14 protein-coding genes are annotated in these 17,044 nt (G+C 70.9%); 6 read left to right on the top strand and 8 right to left on the bottom strand.

Annotation, left to right across the window (positions count from 1 at the left end; all coding sequences use genetic code 11):
• Positions 1-251: 251 nt before the first annotated feature.
• Complete coding sequence (locus ACFU3E_RS25205; protein WP_384162396.1) at positions 252-1,151, bottom strand: anti-sigma factor RsbA family regulatory protein; 900 nt, start codon at positions 1,149-1,151, stop codon at positions 252-254.
• Positions 1,152-1,188: 37 nt separating this feature from the next.
• Positions 1,189-1,626 (bottom strand): LuxR C-terminal-related transcriptional regulator, encoded by a 438-nt coding sequence (locus tag ACFU3E_RS25200; RefSeq protein ID WP_384162393.1) that lies wholly within the window; start codon positions 1,624-1,626, stop codon positions 1,189-1,191.
• A 228-nt stretch (positions 1,627-1,854) separates the two neighbouring features.
• Here ACFU3E_RS25200 and ACFU3E_RS25195 point away from each other — a divergent pair, with 228 nt between their 5' ends.
• The gene (locus ACFU3E_RS25195; protein WP_384162390.1) at positions 1,855-3,207 is read left to right on the top strand and encodes a M14 family metallopeptidase; all 1,353 of its coding nucleotides are present in this window, start codon (positions 1,855-1,857) and stop codon (positions 3,205-3,207) included.
• Between the two features lie 15 nt (positions 3,208-3,222).
• Here ACFU3E_RS25195 and ACFU3E_RS25190 read toward each other — a convergent pair whose 3' ends face one another.
• The 4 genes from ACFU3E_RS25190 to ACFU3E_RS25175 all read right to left on the bottom strand — a co-directional run bounded on the left by ACFU3E_RS25190 (position 3,223) and on the right by ACFU3E_RS25175 (position 6,082).
• Positions 3,223-3,723, bottom strand: a complete 501-nt coding sequence (locus ACFU3E_RS25190) for a hypothetical protein (RefSeq protein WP_384162387.1) — start codon at positions 3,721-3,723, stop codon at positions 3,223-3,225.
• Positions 3,724-3,882: 159 nt separating this feature from the next.
• The gene (locus tag ACFU3E_RS25185) at positions 3,883-4,293 is read right to left on the bottom strand and encodes a RidA family protein (RefSeq protein ID WP_384162384.1); all 411 of its coding nucleotides are present in this window, start codon (positions 4,291-4,293) and stop codon (positions 3,883-3,885) included.
• A complete protein-coding gene (locus ACFU3E_RS25180) occupies positions 4,290-5,051 on the bottom strand; it encodes an IclR family transcriptional regulator (RefSeq protein WP_384162382.1) in 762 nt (253 codons plus the stop codon). The genes ACFU3E_RS25185 and ACFU3E_RS25180 overlap by 4 nt, the downstream gene beginning before the upstream one ends.
• Positions 5,048-6,082 carry a sugar kinase gene (locus ACFU3E_RS25175; protein ID WP_384162378.1) on the bottom strand — a complete coding sequence of 345 codons (1,035 nt, stop codon included), beginning with the start codon at positions 6,080-6,082 and terminating at the stop codon, positions 5,048-5,050. The genes ACFU3E_RS25180 and ACFU3E_RS25175 overlap by 4 nt, the downstream gene beginning before the upstream one ends.
• A gap of 142 nt (positions 6,083-6,224) precedes the next feature.
• Here ACFU3E_RS25175 and ACFU3E_RS25170 point away from each other — a divergent pair, with 142 nt between their 5' ends.
• Both ACFU3E_RS25170 and ACFU3E_RS25165 read left to right on the top strand, forming a co-directional pair.
• The gene (locus ACFU3E_RS25170; protein ID WP_384162374.1) at positions 6,225-7,499 is read left to right on the top strand and encodes an amino acid deaminase; all 1,275 of its coding nucleotides are present in this window, start codon (positions 6,225-6,227) and stop codon (positions 7,497-7,499) included.
• A 13-nt stretch (positions 7,500-7,512) separates the two neighbouring features.
• A complete protein-coding gene (locus ACFU3E_RS25165; protein WP_384162371.1) occupies positions 7,513-9,126 on the top strand; it encodes an amidohydrolase family protein in 1,614 nt (537 codons plus the stop codon).
• Between the two features lie 21 nt (positions 9,127-9,147).
• Here ACFU3E_RS25165 and ACFU3E_RS25160 read toward each other — a convergent pair whose 3' ends face one another.
• Positions 9,148-10,074 carry a serine protease gene (locus ACFU3E_RS25160; protein ID WP_384162368.1) on the bottom strand — a complete coding sequence of 309 codons (927 nt, stop codon included), beginning with the start codon at positions 10,072-10,074 and terminating at the stop codon, positions 9,148-9,150.
• A 162-nt stretch (positions 10,075-10,236) separates the two neighbouring features.
• The gene (locus tag ACFU3E_RS25155) at positions 10,237-10,959 is read right to left on the bottom strand and encodes a hypothetical protein (protein WP_384162365.1); all 723 of its coding nucleotides are present in this window, start codon (positions 10,957-10,959) and stop codon (positions 10,237-10,239) included.
• 126 nt (positions 10,960-11,085) lie between these two features.
• On the opposite strand from ACFU3E_RS25155, the gene ACFU3E_RS25150 reads away from it, so the two are divergent.
• The 3 genes from ACFU3E_RS25150 to ACFU3E_RS25140 all read left to right on the top strand — a co-directional run bounded on the left by ACFU3E_RS25150 (position 11,086) and on the right by ACFU3E_RS25140 (position 16,626).
• Entirely contained in the window at positions 11,086-12,297 is a 1,212-nt protein-coding gene (locus ACFU3E_RS25150; protein WP_384162362.1) for a pyridoxal phosphate-dependent aminotransferase, read from the top strand.
• A 132-nt stretch (positions 12,298-12,429) separates the two neighbouring features.
• Positions 12,430-12,849 carry a hypothetical protein gene (locus ACFU3E_RS25145; RefSeq protein WP_384162359.1) on the top strand — a complete coding sequence of 140 codons (420 nt, stop codon included), beginning with the start codon at positions 12,430-12,432 and terminating at the stop codon, positions 12,847-12,849.
• A gap of 414 nt (positions 12,850-13,263) precedes the next feature.
• On the top strand, positions 13,264-16,626 hold the full coding sequence (locus ACFU3E_RS25140; RefSeq protein ID WP_384162356.1) for an RHS repeat-associated core domain-containing protein: 3,363 nt from the start codon (positions 13,264-13,266) through the stop codon (positions 16,624-16,626).
• The last annotated feature ends 418 nt before the right edge of the window (positions 16,627-17,044 follow it).

The following is a 17,044-nucleotide window of genomic DNA, read 5'->3' as shown; positions in this document are numbered from 1 at the left end:
GTGGCAGCCCCAGCGCCGGGCGAGCGCGTCCACCAGGAGCAAGTTCGCCGACGAGCAGTTCGGCCATGTCGGCGAGCTCGCCGAGACCCCGTCCTTCCGCCTGCCCGCGGACCTCCGCGGGTGCCTCGCGCACGGCGGAGGGCCGGGGTGCGTACTCGGCACTCAGCTGGCCTGCTCCCAGCGGTGGTTGCGGGAACGGACCGGAGAGGGCGTCTGGGCCCGGGGGGCGCCCGGAGAGTTGCAGGTGGGGGCTATGCGTACTGCAGGCGGACCGTCGCTCCCCCGGCGTCGTCGCGGATGTCCACGTACGCGCAGACCTGACGCGGGTACCACAGCCCCGGGCCCGGTTCCGGGCCGGCGGCCGGCGGGACGAAGCCGGCGAGCGGGTCGTCGAGACGGCGGGCAGAGCGCAGTTCGCAGACGCAGGCGGGTGCCTCGCCCCACAGCAGGACGTCACCGCCGACGGGCGCGAGGGCGGCGGCGGTCTCCGCGACGGCGGCGGCGAACAGTTCGGCGTCCGCGGCCGTCAGTCCCCGGCCCACCGCCCAGCCCCGTACGGCCGCGGCGTCCGGCTCCGCGAGGGACAGCGCATCGGCCGGGGGCAACGGCAGCGGTACGGAGTCGAGTTCGGCCGCGAGCCGCAGCGGGTCCTCGTACACCTCCGTGTCGGGGTGGGTGCGGCGGGCCGCGGCGATGACGGCGGGCCCTGCGGTGCGGGTGTCGTAGGCGCACAGGGTGGTCGTGGACATGGGCGCGAAGAGGAGGTTGGCGAGGGCCTCGTAGCGGATCCACTCGGTGGTCTCGCGGGCGGAGCGGCCGGCGCGACCGCTCCAGACGGGCTCCATGACGAGGTGGAGCCCCCCGCCGGGGCCGGCGTGCGTGGTGAGGTACGCGGCGGCCTGGGCCACGGCGTTGGCGGCGGAGCCGGTGTACCAGTCGGCGTGCGGGATGCAGGTGACGTCCTTCGCGTCGCGGCCGAGGGCGTCGCGCAGGAGGTCCAGGTTGTGCGGGGCGGCGATGGCCACCGGCGGCGGTTCGCCGGAGGCGCCGAGGCCTTCGCCGAGGAAGGGCAGGGCGGCGGCCAGGAAGCCGTCGTCGGAGTCGAAGACGGCCATGCGGTGGTCGAATAGGTTGGGTTCTCCGGTGGTCACGTGATCCCCTCGGGTGGGTGGGTGCGGGTGCGGCGGGTCAGCGCTGAGCCGTCATCCAGGCCGCGATCTGGCTGCGGTTGCCGAAGCCGAGCTTGCTGAGGATGCGTTCCACATGGCCTTCGGCGGTGCGGCGGGCGATCACCAGGCGGTCGGCGATCTGCTGGTCGGCGCGTCCCTCGGCGACGAGCGGGGCGACGGAGGCGCGGTTGGCGGGGGTGAGGCGGAAGCCGGGGACGGCGGCGGCCCGGTCGCCGAAGAGCGTGAGGGCCGGGTAGCCCTCGGCGGCGGTCGGGTCGCCGCCCGGGTCGGTCAGCGTCACGATCCGTGCGCGGGCCGGCGGTTCGCGGCCCTGGGCCAGTTCGCCACGCCGGTCGACGAAGCTGGTCGCGCCGGCCGGCAGGTGGTCCCGTCGTGGCGCTGATCCGCCCATGATCAGCCAGTCCTCTGAGGGGTGGGGGTCCGGGGATCCGGACACTCCGGCTCCCCTTGCGCGGACCCTCACTGTCTCCCGGTGCGTACATATATGCACGCCGGGGCCACACCTGCGGGTGCACTTCCGTCGGGACACCTCGACCGCGGGGGCGTGCGCGTACACTGCGCGGCCACTTTCAGTCTTGACCTGCTCATGCCATCAGCAGACGATATGCGCCACCCGCACCACGTACGTCGCACGGAACAACCCCACCTCCCACAAGGAGATTTCATGCGACTTCACATACGAGGATCCGGTGCCCGCACCGGCAGACGCACCGCCGCCCTCGCCTCCCTCCTCGCCCTCGCCCTCGCGGCTCCCCTGTCGGCGACGACGACGGACGCCACCGCCGACAGCGCGCCCAGGGCGGCCGCCTCGGCGGACGACGTCCGGCAGTACGAGGTCCATCTGCACGCGACGGCCGGGGACCGCACGGCACTTCAGCGCACGGGCGTGACCGTCGACGAGGCGCACAGCCACGGTGTCGTCGTCTCCGGCCGCGCGGGCCAGATCAGGAAACTGCGCGCACTGGGCTACGAGGTCACCCCGCTCGGCGCGGTGCCCGACCGGTCCGCCGGCGAGGACGACGTCCGGCTCCACGACTTCCCGTCGGCCGACTCGAAGTACCACAACTACGCGGAGATGACGAGCGAGATCAACTCGATCGTCTCGGCCAACCCGTCCATCGCGAGCCAGCGCGTGATCGGCACGTCGTACCAGGGCCGGAACATCGTCGCCATCAAGATCAGCGACAACGTGGCCAGTGACGAGTCCGAGCCGGAGGTGCTGTTCACGCACCACCAGCACGCCCGCGAGCACCTGACCGTCGAGATGGCGCTCTACCTGCTGCGCGAGCTGACCTCCGACTACGGTTCCGACTCGCGCGTCACCAGCATGGTGAACAACCGCGAGATCTGGATCGTGCCGGACATCAACCCGGACGGCGGCGAGTACGACATCGCCACCGGCTCGTACCGCTCCTGGCGCAAGAACCGGCAGCCCAACTCCGGTTCCTCGTACGTCGGTACGGACCTGAACCGCAACTGGAACTACCGCTGGGGCTGCTGCGGCGGCTCCTCGGGTTCGACGTCCTCCGATACCTACCGGGGCCGGTCGGCGGAGTCCGCGCCCGAGGTGAAGGTCGTCGCCGACTTCGTGCGCAGCCGGGTCGTCGGCGGCACCCAGCAGATCAAGGCCGGGGTCGACTTCCACACGTACAGCGAGCTGGTGCTGTGGCCGTTCGGCTACACGAACTCCGACACGACGACCGGGATGACCGCGGACGACCACGCGGCGTTCAAGACGGTCGGGCAGAAGATGGCCGCCAGCAACGGCTACACGGCGAAGCAGTCCAGCGACCTGTACATCACGGACGGGTCGATCGACGACTACCTCTGGGGCGCCCACAAGATCTTCGGCTACACGTTCGAGATGTACCCGAGGTCCGGTGGGGGTGGGTTCTACCCGCCCGACGAGGTGATCGGGCGGGAGACCTCCCGCAACCGCGACGCGGTGCTCCAACTGCTGGAGAACGCGGACTGTATGTACCGGTCGATCGGCAAGGAGAGCCAGTACTGCGGTTAGGGCCGACGACAGGCCCTAGTCGGCGCCCTCCTCGAAGTAGGCGTCCAGCACCGCGTCCAACTGCTCGTCCCACTCCTTGAAGTGGCTCCTGGCCGGCGCCTCGATCTCGATCGGGTACCAGCGCCGGTCAGGGGTGTGGACGGTGACGGTGTACCGCTTGCCGAAGCGGGCGGTCTCCGTCTCCACCGCGCCGATCTCGTCCCAGCGGAACTCGCACTCCTGGTCGTCGAGGGACATGCGTACGCCTCTGCGGTCGGCGACCATCCGGGCGCGGCGGTCGGACGCCTCGAAGACGGGGCCGCCGGCCTCGGTGTCCTCCTCCGGCTCGGAGGGGGACGCCTCCGCCGTCTCTTCCGACTCGGTGACGGCCTCCTCGGGGTCTGCGACCTCAGGCTCCTTCTCCGGCCCGTCCTCCTCCGTCCGTCCGGACGCTGGTGGCGTGAGCCCGGGGATGAAGGCCGGGTCGAATCCGGCGCCTTCCAGGGGCTGGCTGCTCGAACCTATGCGCTGCTCCACAGCGGAGCAGTATGGTCGACAAACCTGTGCGGCACACAGTCGACCCCGACTTCGTTATCAGACTCCTACACGAACAGACTCAACACCACCGTCACCACCAACCCCGCCACCGACAGCACACTCTCCAGCACCGTCCAGGTCTCGAGGGTGGGGGTGGGGTCAGCCGAGAACGGCCAGCGCGTCGATCTCGACGAGGAGACCCGCGGGCAGACCGACGTAGACCGTGGTGCGCGCGGCGGGCGGCCGGGTCAGGCCCTGCTCCTCGAAGTACGCGTCGTAGATCGCGTTGAACTCGGCGAAGTGGTCCACGTCCGTCAGGTAGACGCGGATCATCATCGCGTCGTCCCAGGATGCGCCGCCCTCCTCCAGGACCGCCCTGACGTTGGCCAGGGTCTGGAGGGTCTGCTCGCGCAGGGTCGGCCCGGCGGGCGTGGGGGCCCTGCCCTCCTCGGCGGGCAGGAAGCCGACCTGGCCGGCGACCTGGAGGATGTTGCCCTTCCTCACACCGTGCGAGAACTTCGCCGGCGGGGTGGTGTGGGTCTTCGGGGTGAGTGCGGTCTTGTCCGTCATACGGTGCCCTTCACTGGTGTCCTGCCGGAGTACTCGCCGCTGATGGCGTCCGCCGTACGGCGCACCAGCGGCAGGAGGGTGAGGAGTTCGCCGGCGGTGACGACGACGTTCGGCGCGGAGACCGACATCGCGGCGACGACCCGGCCGTCGGCGCCGCGGATGGGCGCCGCGACGCAGTTGACGGACTCCTCGTGGCCGCCGAGGTCGGTGGCCCAGCCCTGTTCGCGCACCTTCTCCAGCTCGCTCAGGAACGCGGTCGCGTGGGGTGTCGAACGGGACGTGTACGCGGGGTAGTCGAGCTTCTCCGCGACCGCCCGCCGCTCGTGCTCGGGCAGGTCGGCGAGCAGCAGCTTGGCGACCGCGGCGACGGTGATGGCGACGGGCTTGCCGATGCGGGAGTACATCCGCACGGGGTAGCGGCTCTCGACCTTGTCGATGTAGAGGACCTCGTTCTCCTCGTACACGGCGAGGTGCACGGTGTGCCCGCAGTTCTCGTTGAGGCGGACCAGGTGGGGGTGGGCGATCTCGCGGACGTCGAGGTTCTCCATCGCCTCCTGGGCGAGGGTGAAGAGCCGGGCGCCGAGGCGGTAGCGCTGGTCGGACTGGCGGTAGACGAGCCCGTGCTCGTGGAGGGTGCGCAGCAGGCGCAGGGCCGTGGACTTGTGGACGCCGAGGCGGCCGGCGACCTGGCCCAGGTCGGCGGGGCCCTCGGCGAGCAGCGGCAGGATGCTGAGCGCGCGGTCGACGGTCTGGCTCACGGTGTGGGTGCCTCCTCGTCGGCCCGCTGTGTCTCCTCGGTCCAGCCCGGACCGAGTCGCAGTCTCCCCCATGCCGCGTCGCCGAGGGCGGCGAGGCGGTCGGCGTGCTGCCGAGTGGGAGGGGCCGCGAGGTCGCCGGGGACGGTGAGGGCGGCGGCGGCCATCAGATGCCCGTGCCGCAGCCGGTCGCGTACGGGCAGTCCGCGCAGGGTGGCGGAGAGGAACCCGGCGGCGAAGGCGTCCCCGGCTCCGACGGCGGCGACGACGTCGACCCGGGGTGCGGGGACGAAGGTGGCGTCCCGCTTCTCGAAGACGGTGGCTCCGGCGGCGCCCTGCTTGACGACCAGCGCCTCGGGCTCGGGGAGGGCGGCGCGGACGGCGTCGGCGCCGTGCAGCCCCCACGCCTCGTCCTGCCCGACGAACACGAGGTCCGCGCCCCGGGCGAGGTCTCGCAGCACCGCCGGGGCGTCCGTGTCGCACCACAGGCCGGGCCGGTGGTTGACGTCGAAGGAGACCAGGGGGCGGCCGGGGCGGCGGGCGGTCAGGCCGCGCAGCAGGTCGCGGCAGGTCCCGGACAGCGCGGCCGTGATCCCGGAGAGGTGCAGCACGCGCCCGGCGCGCACCGCCGCCGGGTCCGGGTCCGTCGTGCTCATCGCGGACGCCGCGGAACCGGCCCGGTAGTACGCCACCTCGTGCGCGTCTCCGGCCCGGTCCCCGGCGGTGCGGAAGTAGATGCCGGTGGGACGGTCGCGGTCGCGCCTGACGTGCGCCACGTCGACGCCGTAGCCGCCGATCGCCCCGACCAGGTGATCACCGAACGGGTCGTCCCCCACCCTGCTGACCCATCGCGCGGAGTGTCCGGCCGCGGCCAGCACGCACGCCACGTTCGACTCCGCCCCGCCGATGCCGCGTTCGAAGGACGGCACGTCGGCGAGGCGGCCCGGCCGCGAGGGCAGGAGGGTGACCATGGACTCGCCGAGCGCGACGACGTCCACGACGTCGGGGGCGTTGCGGGGTCCGGTCGGGGTCACGATGCTCGTAGCTCCTCGTCGGGGTGCCGGGGCGGCCGGTGGCGGTTTCATTGACCGGCGGTGGCCGAGATGTTAGACAGCGCTCAGCGACATGCGCAATGAAGGTTGCAGATATTGCAACACAGCTGATCAGGGAGGCTTCATGACGGCCGACACTGCCCAGTCCCTCGCCCGGCTCGCCGCCGAACGCGTCGACCACCGCTTCAAGGGCCTCCCGCCGGACGCCGACGGACTGACCGTCGCCGAGCTGGCCGGGCAGCGCCGCAACCTCTTCACCGGCGGTTTCGCCACACCCGTGCTCGCGCTGTCCGCCGAGCGCCTGGAGCACAACCTGAAGCTGATGGAGACGTACGCGGCCCGGCACGGAATGGCCTTCGCGCCGCACGGCAAGACGTCGATGGCGCCGCAGCTGTTCCAGCGGCAGATCGAGCACGGGGCGTGGGGCATCACGCTGGCCGTGCCGCACCAGGTGCGGGTGGCGCGGGCGTTCGGGACCCGGCGCGTGTTCCTGGCGAACGAGCTGGTCGACGCGGCGGCTCTGCGCTGGATCGCGGCCGAGCTCGACGCCGACCCGGACTTCGAGTTGGTCTGCTACGTCGACTCCGTGCGCGGCGTCGAGCTGATGGACGCCGCGCTGCAGGGTGCCACGCGTCCCCTGGACGTCGTCGTCGAACTCGCCGCCGGTGAGGGCGCCCGGACCGGGGTCCGCACGGAGGCGGAGGGCGCGGCGGTCGCGGACGCGGTGGCGGGCACACGGACGCTGCGGCTCGCCGGTGTCGCGGGCTACGAGGGCGAGGTGCCGAAGGCCGACACCGAGCGGGTGACGGCGTGGCTGCGGCGGCTGGTCGCCCTCGCCGCCGGCTTCGACGAGGCCGGGCGTTTCACCGGGGTGGACGAGATCGTGATCAGCGCGGGCGGCAGCGCCTGGTTCGACGCGGTCGCCGAGGTCTTCGCGGAGATCCCCGGACTGTCCCGCCCCGTGCTGAAGTTGCTGCGCTCGGGCGCGTACGTCTCGCACGACGACGGCCATTACCGCAAGCTGACCCCCTTCAACCGGGTGCCCGAGGAGGGCGCACTGGAGCCGGCGTTCCGGCTGTGGACGCAGGTCGTGTCGCGGCCGACGGCCGGGCAGGCCTTCGTCAACGCGGGCAAGCGGGACGCCGCCTACGACATCGACCTGCCCTTCGCCCAGGTGATCCGCCGGGACGGCGCCGAGCGCCCGGCCACCGGTGTCTCGGTGACGGCCCTGTCCGACCAGCACGCCTGGCTCGCCACCACACCGGAGACGGATCTGGAGGTCGGCGACTGGGTCGGGCTCGGGCTGTCCCACCCGTGCACCTCGTTCGACAAGTGGCAGCTGATCCCCGTCGCGGAGGCGGACGGCACGGTCGTCGACTACGTGCGTACGTTCTTCTAGGAGGCCGGGGGCGATGGAAGAGCTCGTCATCCGGGACGCCGACGTCGTCGACGGCTCCGGCGCGGACGCGTACCGGGCCGATGTCGTGGTCGACGGCGGCCGGATCGTCTCCATCGTCAAGGAGGCCGCGGCGGCCGGCTGCCAGCGGCCGAAGGCGCGCCGCGAGCTGGACGCCGAGGGGCTCGTCCTCTCCCCCGGGTTCGTCGACATGCACGCCCACAGCGACCTGGCGCTGCTGCGCGACCCGGACCACAGTGCCAAGGCCGCGCAGGGCGTCACCCTGGAGGTCATCGGCCAGGACGGCCTGTCGTACGCGCCGGTCGACGACCGCACGCTGGGTGAGGTGCGCCGGGCGATCGCCGGGTGGAACGGCCCGGGGGACGACATCGACTTCGACTGGCGGTCGGTGGGCGGCTACCTGGACCGGCTGGACCGGGGGATCGCCGTGAACGCGGCGTATCTGATCCCGCAGGGCACGGTCCGGGCGCTCGCCGTCGGCTGGGAGGACCGCGAGGCGACGCCGGACGAGCTGGACCGGATGCGCCGGCTGGTCGCCGAGGGCATGGAGCAGGGCGCCGTCGGCATGTCGTCGGGCCTGACGTACACGCCGGGCATGTACGCGAAGGACGCCGAACTGACCGAGCTGTGCCGGGTGGTGGCGTCGTACGGCGGCTACTACTGCCCGCACCACCGCTCCTACGGCGCCGGGGCCCTGGCGGCGTACGAGGAGATGGTCGCGCTGACCCGGGAGGCGGGCTGCTCCCTCCATCTCGCCCACGCCACCATGAACTTCGGCGTGAACAAGGGCCGGGCGCCGGAGCTGCTGACCCTGCTGGACGAGGCACTCGCGGCCGGGTCCGACATCAGCCTCGACACCTACCCGTACACCCCGGGCTGTACGACGCTGGCGGCGGTGCTGCCGAGCTGGGCGGGCGAGGGCGGCCCGGAGGAGACCCTCGGGCGGCTGGCGGACAACGGCACGGCGGAACGCATCCGCCACCACCTGGAGGTCACCGGCTCGGACGGCTGCCACGGCGTGCCCGTCGAGTGGGACACGATCGAGATCTCGGGTGTGGGCGATCCGGCCCTGGCGGATTTCGTCGGCCGGACGGTCCAGGAGTCGGCGGACCGGCGGGGCGAGGCGCCCTGGGTGACCGCCCGGGGACTGCTGCTGGCGGACCGGCTGGCCCCCACGATCCTCCAGCACGTGGGCCACGAGGAGAACGTCCGGGAGATCATGCGGCACCGGGTGCACACCGGCGGCTCGGACGGCGTCCTCCAGGGCGCCAAGCCGCACCCGCGCGCCTACGGCACGTTCCCGCACTATCTCGGGCACTACGTCAGGGAGTCGGGGGTGCTGTCGCTGGAGGAGTGCGTCGCGCACCTCACCTCGCGCCCGGCCGCGCGTCTCCGCCTGCCCGACCGGGGTCTGGTCCGCGAGGGCTACCGGGCCGATCTGGTGCTCTTCGACCCGTCGAAGGTGGCGACGGGCGCCACCTTCGAGGAACCGCGCACGCTGCCGACGGGCATCCCGTACGTCCTGGTCGACGGCCGGTTCGTGATCGAGGACGGCCGGCGCACGGACGTGCTGGCGGGCCGGGCGGTCCGCAGGACTCCTCCCGCGTGACCGCCCGGCCGGCACCCTGCCTTACGGCTTGGGCAGGGTGCAGCCGCTCGCGCTCAGGTCGAGCTTGCTGTCGATCCCGAAGCACGCCGGGATCCCGTAGGTCTGCTGGGCGTAGTTGATGCCCTTGCGGACGGTCACGTTGCCGTTCGCGTCGACCTCGCACGGGTTGTTCACCGTGCAGCGCTCACCGTCCTCGTTGCCGGTGTTGTTGATGGCGACGACCTTGTTGGTGGCCTGGTCGACGACGGGCGAGCCGGACGTGCCGCCGATGGTGTTGCAGGCGGAGGTGTAGCGGACCGAGTCCTTCCAGGTCCAGTCGCCCTCCTTCAGGGTGGGCGCGAACCCGTCGATGGAGCAGCTGTAGATCCGCTTCCAGTAGCCGGAAGGGATGCCGATGGCGGTGCCGGCGGCCGGGCGGCTGTCGTTCAGCGTCAGCGCGTTGATGTCGTACGAGCTCTTGATCCGCGCGTACGTGGTGGTGAGCTGGTACAGCGCGACGTCCGTGTCGGTCATCGTGCCGTAGGCGAGCTTGGCGGCGCGCAGGGTGGCGACGCGCGAGCCGGAGGCGTTGAGCAGGCTGAAGGTGCGGCTGGAGGCCTTGTCGACGAGGACCTGGCCGGGGCCGGGGAACCCGGACTCCAGGCAGTGGCCGTTGGTCATCACGAGCGCCGGGTCGTTGTCCTCGGCGTCCGGCATGCGGACGACGGAGCCGGAGCAGTTGCTGAGCGCGACGGTGCCGGCGAAGTTCACGGCCTTGGCCTGCGGGCCGCGGAGTCCGGACAGCGTCTGCTCCACGGACGTGACCACGCCTGAGACGGCGGACGTGACCTTGCCCGTGTCCGCGGCCTTGCCGACGCCCGTGGGGGCAGCATCGGCGGCGGTCGCGGGGGCCGCGCCGGCCCCGGCTATCGCCAGGGCGCAGAACGCGGCGGCGAGAGGTTTTCTCATGGGGGGTCCCCTCTTGCGACGGAGGCGGCCGGAAATCCTCCGGCCGCCTGCACTGTTGTCATGTGCATTGTGATCGTCGCGAGGGGGCGGCACAAGAACCTGTTCCACAACCGGAACCTTGACGTCCCTTTTTGACCCTACTCAACCGCCCTGACGGGTCGGTCACTTGGGTCCCTTGGTGCCTCCCGGGCCGCGTCCGGGCTTCCCGTCGGGCCTGCCGGGCGCCGATGCCGTGACGGTGGGACCGGAGTCCGCCGGAGCACTGGCCGTGGGGGTGGCCTGAGGCGGCGCGCTGTCCGTGGCGGATGCGGACGGGGTCCGGCTCGGCGCGGCGGACGGGGTCGCGGACGCGTCGCCGGACGGCCCGTCAGAAGCCCCCGTCCGGCCGGTGAGCGGAGCGGCCGGGGTCGCCGCCGGACCGGTGCCCGCGGGCGGCGACTCCCCAGCCGTCGGGCCCGTGCGACCGCCCTCGCCGTCCCGCGCGCCGCCGGAGGACCCGCCCGAGAGGGAGAAGCCGGCGATCAGCGCGACCGCCGACACCGCACCCACAGCACCGGCGGCCACCGCCATGCGGCGACCGCGCCGGGGAGCCGGCTTGCGCCGGGCGCGGTGGCCCGCGCCGGACCGGCTCCGCGCCGGCACCACGGGCAGCTCGCGGGTGGCACCCACGTCGCCCGGGGCGTTCGCGCCGCCGTCCGCGTACGCGGCCCCCCCGGCGGCATCCCGGTCCGCGCCGTCGTACACGTCCCGCCATCCGTGCGCCGCCGCCGGGTCCGCGTACGCGTCGTACACCGGAGGCTCGGGAGCCTGCGGCAGGTACACGTTCGGGGGCTCCTGCGGCCCGCCGTCCGTCACTCCGTCGGCGTACTCGAATGACTTGGACATGGCGGCGCATTCTAGAGACTGAAGGTGCTGGTGGGACAGCGTGCGGCGATATCGCCCCAAAACCCCGCGTCTCACGTGGCGGAAAACACGGCCCGGGACGCGATACCGGGCCGTAAGCTCCCAGACATGCAGGTGATCCAGTCGACCAAGCTCGCCAACGTCTGTTACGAGATCCGGGGTCCGGTGCTCGAGGAGGCGATGCGGCTGGAAGCTGCCGGTCATCGGATCCTCAAACTGAACACCGGCAATCCGGCCGCGTTCGGTTTCGAGTGCCCGCCGGAAATCCTGGAGGACGTCCTCCGGAACGTGTCGTCGGCGCACGGCTACGGCGACGCCAAGGGCCTGCTGGCCGCGCGCCGGGCGGTCGTCATGCACAACCAGACCCTCGGCATCGAGACGGACGTCGAGCACGTCTTCATCGGCAACGGCGTCTCCGAGCTGATCGTGATGGCGATGCAGGGCCTGCTGGACGACGGCGACGAGGTCCTCGTACCCGCGCCCGACTACCCGCTGTGGACCGCCGCCGTCTCCCTCTCCGGCGGCACCGCCGTGCACTACCGCTGCGACGAGCAGGCCGACTGGATGCCGGACCTCGCCGACATCGAGCGCAAGGTCACCGACCGCACCAAGGCGCTCGTGATCATCAACCCCAACAACCCGACCGGGGCCGTCTACGACCGGGCGATGATCAAGGGCCTGACCGACATCGCCCGCCGGCACAACCTGCTCGTCTGCTCCGACGAGATCTACGACAAGATCCTCTACGACGAGGCCACACACACACCGACCGCCTCCGTCGCCCCGGACCTGCTCACCCTCACCTTCAACGGCATGTCGAAGGCCTACCGCGTGGCCGGCTACCGGGTCGGCTGGATGTCGATCTCCGGGCCGCGGGCCCACGCCGACTCCTACATCGAGGGCCTGACGATCCTGGCGAACATGCGCCTGTGCGCGAACATGCCGGGACAGCACGGGGTCGTCGCCGCGCTCAGCGGGCGGCAGACGATCAACGACCTGGTGCTGCCGGGCGGACGGCTGCGCGAGCAGCGGGACACGGCGTACGAACTGCTGACCCAGATCCCGGGTGTGAGCTGCGTGAAGCCCAAGGGCGCGCTGTACCTCTTCCCGCGCCTCGACCCCAAGGTCTTCAAGATCAAGGACGACCGCCGCATGGTCCTGGACCTGCTCCGGCGCGAGAAGATCATGGTCGTCCAGGGCACGGGCTTCAACTGGCCGGAGCCCGACCACTTCCGGGTGGTGACCCTGCCCTCGGTCACCGACCTGCGGGACGCGATGGGCCGGATCGGCCGCTTCCTGGACGGCTACGGCCAGCCCTGACCCCACGAGCCCGAGACTCGCTCCGACTGCCCGCTCACGCTTCGTGTGCGGGCAGTCCGGCTTTGTGAACAGCTCAACTTTAGACGAAATCTAAGCTAGGATGGTTTCCTGTAAAACTTTGGAGGCCCTCCCATGTACGAACCGATCCGCGCCAAGTCGGTCCACAGCACGGTGGACGGCCCCAACCCCGACTTCCCCCACCGCTCCCGCGAGGAAGAGCTGGACATCCAGCTCGCGGGCCACCTAGCCGCCCTGCTCGCCGTCACGGACGAGCTGCGTGCGGCGCAGGGCTCGGCCGACCTGGACACGGCGGCGGAGCGGCTCGCGGAGCAGGTGAGCAGGCTGCGCGGCGGACGTGCCCCGGTGCGCGCGCCGATGAGCGGCCGACGCGAGCCGAGCGCCACCGACCTGCACCGGCGGGCGCACGCCCTGGCGGGCCGCGCGCTGGTCGTCGCCGCCTCCCGCGCCGACACGGCGGCCGCGATCCTGGCCGCCGAGCGGATGGACGCCCACACGGCGGCGCTGGAGCCGCGCGAACTCGCCTCCCGCTGAGCCCCGTTCCGGGCTCCCCCTGACGGCCCCGGTCCGCGCGCACCCGCAGCGACGCGCGGACCGGGCGCCATTAACCCTCCGCGAGGGCCATCGGGTACCCGCACCCGAAGCCCGTCACGCCTGTTGCGCACCGGGAGCAGCCGGTCGCGCCCCGGCCGTCGGCCACCTGCGGTGGGTTTCGGTCAACGTACCCCTCACAAGTCAGGATAGAACCGCGCATTCCGCCATGCCGCACGGCAGTTGAGGCGGTATCGCCCCGGTTTGACGCGGGGAAGCGGCGGGGCTGATTCCAGCCCGCATGCAGAGGACGTTCAAGGGCACACCGCGCCGATTTGTGCGCTTCTTGTGACAACTTGTGCGGCCGAAGTGACCGCATCGGTCACGCGTTCTGCCTGACTTCCGTGGGGGAAGCTGATGCATTCACGTGCGGGAAGCACGTCACTTTGGCGTGCCCGAAGAACACACAGAACCGCTCTCCTGTCCGCGATCACGACCGCCGCTGTGGTGCTCTCGGCGGCACCGGGGCTGGCGGCGGCGCCGAAGCCGGAGTTACCGGAGCCGGAGAGCCCCTGGACGAGACCGACCAAGGTGGAGGCTGCCGCGACACCGGCCGGATCGGTCAAGGCACCGGAATCGCAGGCTGAGGCCAAGCCGTCGGCCCCGGTTGCCGCGTGGCGTGCCGCGCAGCAGGCCCGTACGGGCGGCGAGGCGGGTGCCCGGCGTGCGGCGGCCGCTGCCGAGGCCACTCCGTTTGTTCCCGAGGGGCAGGGCGCGGTGCCCTGGCACCGGATCATCGACACGCGCCTCAGTGACGCGCTGGTGGCGCGGGTGAACGTCTCGAACGGCAACCTGATGCTCGCCGCGACGGACTTCGACATCGCCGGTGTCGGTCGGAAGCTGCTGCTGGCGCGCACCTACAACTCTCTGGAAGCGCCGTGGGGGAAGGTGTCGCAGCGCTGGTGGCAGGCGTACGAGCGCTACCTCCAGGCCGGCGACGGCGAGGTGGTCGTCCACGACGCCACCGGCGACGCCCTGCGGTTCAAGGAGACGAGCACCGGCGGCTACACCACACCGACGGGCTACTCCAAGGACCTGAAGAAGAACGCGGACGGCACCTACACCCTGACCGACCGCAAGTCCGGCTCCAAGGACACCTTCGACGAGCACGGCACGCTGACGAAGGTCACGGACAGGAACGACGGCACGATCACCGTCGACCAGCACGACGAGGGCAGCGAGCACAAGGGCTTCAAGCTCACCGAGACCCGCTCGGGCCGCTGGATCGACCTGGTGAAGACGAACCCCAGCCAGTGGCAGGCCAAGGACCACACCGGCCGCACAGCCGTCTTCGACCTGGACCCGGCGGGCAACCTGGCGAAGGTCACCGACACCGACGGCAAGGCCACCGCCTACGCCTACGACTCCTCACGCCGCCTGACCAAGGTGACCACCCCCGAAGGCACCGTCACCCTGTTCACCTACGACGACCACAACCGTGTGACGTCCATGCAGCGCGCCACCGAGTCCTCCGGCGGCGGCCACACGGGTCCGACCTGGCGCTACGACTACACGGCTGCCACCCCGGCCGACGCGGGCACCACGACGGTCACCGACCCCGAAGGCGACGAGACGCGGTACGCCCACAACGCGGACGGCGAGGTCACCAAGGTCACCGATCCCCTGAACCACTCCCGCCACGCCAAGTACACCAACCACCTGGTGCAGAGCGCGATCGACGCGATGGGCACGGGCGCGGACGGCGCGGGCGGCAACACCACCACCTACGGCTGGGACGGCCGCAACAACGCCCTCTCCCAGAAGCTCCCGCTCGGGGCGACAGCGTCCGTGACGAACTACCAGACGATCGCCGGCACCGACCTGCCCAACGACTTCACCACCGCGGACGGCCGCAAGGACACCTTCAAGTACGACACCAACGGCAACACCATGTCGGTGACCACCTCCGGCACGGCCGGCGGCACCCGCGAGTACACCTACAACAAGGACACACCGACCTGCGGCGGCTTCGAGGGCCAGCGCTGCACCGCCAAGGACGGCAACGGCAAGGTCACCTCGTTCACGTACGACACCAAGGGCAACCTCAAGACGGTCACCCCGCCGGCGCCGCTGGGCAAGACGGGCTACACCTACGACGCGCTCGGCCGGGTGGAGACCGTCACCGACGGACGCGGCGTCAAGACGGTCTACGTGTACGACAACCGCGACCGCGTGACGAAGGTGTCCTCCACCAACGCCACGGTCACCTACTCCTACGACGGCGACGGCAACGTCAGGACCCGCACGGACGCCTCCGGCACCACGGGCTGGACCTACGACAAGCTCAACCGCGAAAGCGTCCGGACCCTGCAGAACGGCGCCCAGACGGCGTTGGCCTACACCCCGGGCGGCGAGGTCGACTACTACACCGACCCGACCGGCAAGACCGACTACACCTGGGACAAGGCCGGCCGCCTGGACTACCTGACCGCCCCGGACGGCAAGAAGACCGACTTCGACCACGACGACAACGACAAGCGCACCAGGACCGTCTACCCCGGCGGCACGACGCAGTCGGTGACGATCGACGACAACGGCCGCCCCGAGGCCGTCAAGACCACCTCGGGCTCGACCACACTGATCGACCTGGCCTACGGCTACAAGAACACCGCGGGCAAGGACACGACGAAGATCCGCACTCGCACCGACAACCTGACCAAGTACAAGACCACTTACGACTACGACTCCCAGGACCGCCTGCGCTACGCCCTGGAAGCCGACTCCGCAGGCACGCGCAAGGCGTCATGGCTGTACTGCTGGGACAAGACCGGCAACCTCACGAGCCAGGACGGCACGAAGAACGCCTGCCCCGGCGGCACCACCTACACCTACGACGACGCGAGCGAGCTGACCGGCAAGAACGGCTCCACCACCGGCTGGTCCTACGACAAGCTCGGCAACGAGACGGCAGGCGCGAGCACCACCGCCCGCACGGGTGAGTCCTGGACGGACTACAGCCAGCTCTCCGGCATCACCACGGGCGGCAAGTCCTACGACCTGGTCCACGCGGGCACGGACAACTCCGAGCGCACCAAGCTGGGTTCGACGTGGTTCCACCACACCGCGCTCGGTCTGGCCTCCACGACGACGAACGGCGTGGACACCGGATTCATCCGCGAACCGGCGGGCACCTTGAACTCCATGACGACTGGGGGGAAGTCCTACTACTACCTCACCGACGCCACCGGCAACGTCCTCGGCCTCGTCGACGACACGGGCAAGCGCACGCACACCTACGCCTACGGCCCCACCGGTCTCCCCCGCGGCACCACCACCGAGGCCACCCCCCAGCCGCACCGCTACACCGGCGCCTACCTGGACCCGACGGGCCTGTACAAGATGGGGCACCGCTACTACGACCCCACCCTCGGCCGCTTCACCCAGCCCGACCCCTCCGGCCAGGAGAAGAACCCGTACCTTTATGCGGGCGGCGATCCCATCAACAATATCGATCCGTCCGGACTCGGACTCATAGACGCTCTTGGTCTGGTCGGAGATGGCATTACAGGTATCGCCCACCTGACACAAGGAGATACTCGAGCGCTGTGGGGCGACGTTGCTGGAGTAGTAGTGGGTGGACTTGCTGGGGCTGCGTGCGGAACGGCAGTCGCTGCGTCAGCCCCAGCGACAGTGGGAGGCTCGTTGGGAGCCACCGCTGGATGCTACGCGATTTCATGGAGTGCCGGACAGATTGCCTCCAACGCTGTTAGCGGAGGCTAGAGAGATCGGGATCCTGCGGCGGGGCATGCCAGCGCCCCGCCGCAGGGCCGAGGAATAAGGGGATCGTAAATGCCAAAGGTTGGATGGTCGCTGGAACAGCGCGCAGCAGTGAAGAGGTGGATGCTATTTTCCGCCCTTTTCACGGTAGCTGGAGTAGTCCTGTCAGTATTCCTCATCGTGGCAGGAAATTCCGGCGGCTGGGTCGTTCTCGTCATGACGCTATGCATATTCGGGGCCCTCTACTTGTTCGTCGGAAATGCCAAGAACAGGCAGCCCCGGTGACCGCTCGTTCTGGTTGGACGTCGGTTGCAACTGGTGGGACAGCAGCAGCACTTGGGAGTCATAATTCACCGCCGTCGGCTCCCGTACTCCAACGGTGGCCGACGGCGGGACCAGGTAGGAGGGAATCGCCTGTCTC

The sequence above is a fragment of the Streptomyces sp. NPDC057424 genome (assembly GCF_042803315.1).
Lineage (GTDB): Bacteria > Actinomycetota > Actinomycetes > Streptomycetales > Streptomycetaceae > Streptomyces.
Note: the sequence above shows the minus strand (reverse complement) of the source record. Positions and strands in the feature narration are given on the sequence as shown.

Excerpts from the sequence above, each read along its gene's own strand:
- ACFU3E_RS25195 (WP_384162390.1), top strand. The coding sequence starts at position 1,855 with ATGCGACTTCACATACGAGGATCCGGTGCCCGCACCGGCAGACGCACC.
- ACFU3E_RS25185 (WP_384162384.1), bottom strand. The coding sequence starts at position 4,293 with ATGACGGACAAGACCGCACTCACCCCGAAGACCCACACCACCCCGCCG.
- ACFU3E_RS25170 (WP_384162374.1), top strand. The coding sequence starts at position 6,225 with ATGACGGCCGACACTGCCCAGTCCCTCGCCCGGCTCGCCGCCGAACGC.
- ACFU3E_RS25165 (WP_384162371.1), top strand. The coding sequence starts at position 7,513 with ATGGAAGAGCTCGTCATCCGGGACGCCGACGTCGTCGACGGCTCCGGC.
- ACFU3E_RS25160 (WP_384162368.1), bottom strand. The coding sequence starts at position 10,074 with ATGAGAAAACCTCTCGCCGCCGCGTTCTGCGCCCTGGCGATAGCCGGG.
- ACFU3E_RS25155 (WP_384162365.1), bottom strand. The coding sequence starts at position 10,959 with ATGTCCAAGTCATTCGAGTACGCCGACGGAGTGACGGACGGCGGGCCG.
- ACFU3E_RS25150 (WP_384162362.1), top strand. The coding sequence starts at position 11,086 with ATGCAGGTGATCCAGTCGACCAAGCTCGCCAACGTCTGTTACGAGATC.
- ACFU3E_RS25145 (WP_384162359.1), top strand. The coding sequence starts at position 12,430 with ATGTACGAACCGATCCGCGCCAAGTCGGTCCACAGCACGGTGGACGGC.
- ACFU3E_RS25140 (WP_384162356.1), top strand. The coding sequence starts at position 13,264 with ATGCATTCACGTGCGGGAAGCACGTCACTTTGGCGTGCCCGAAGAACA.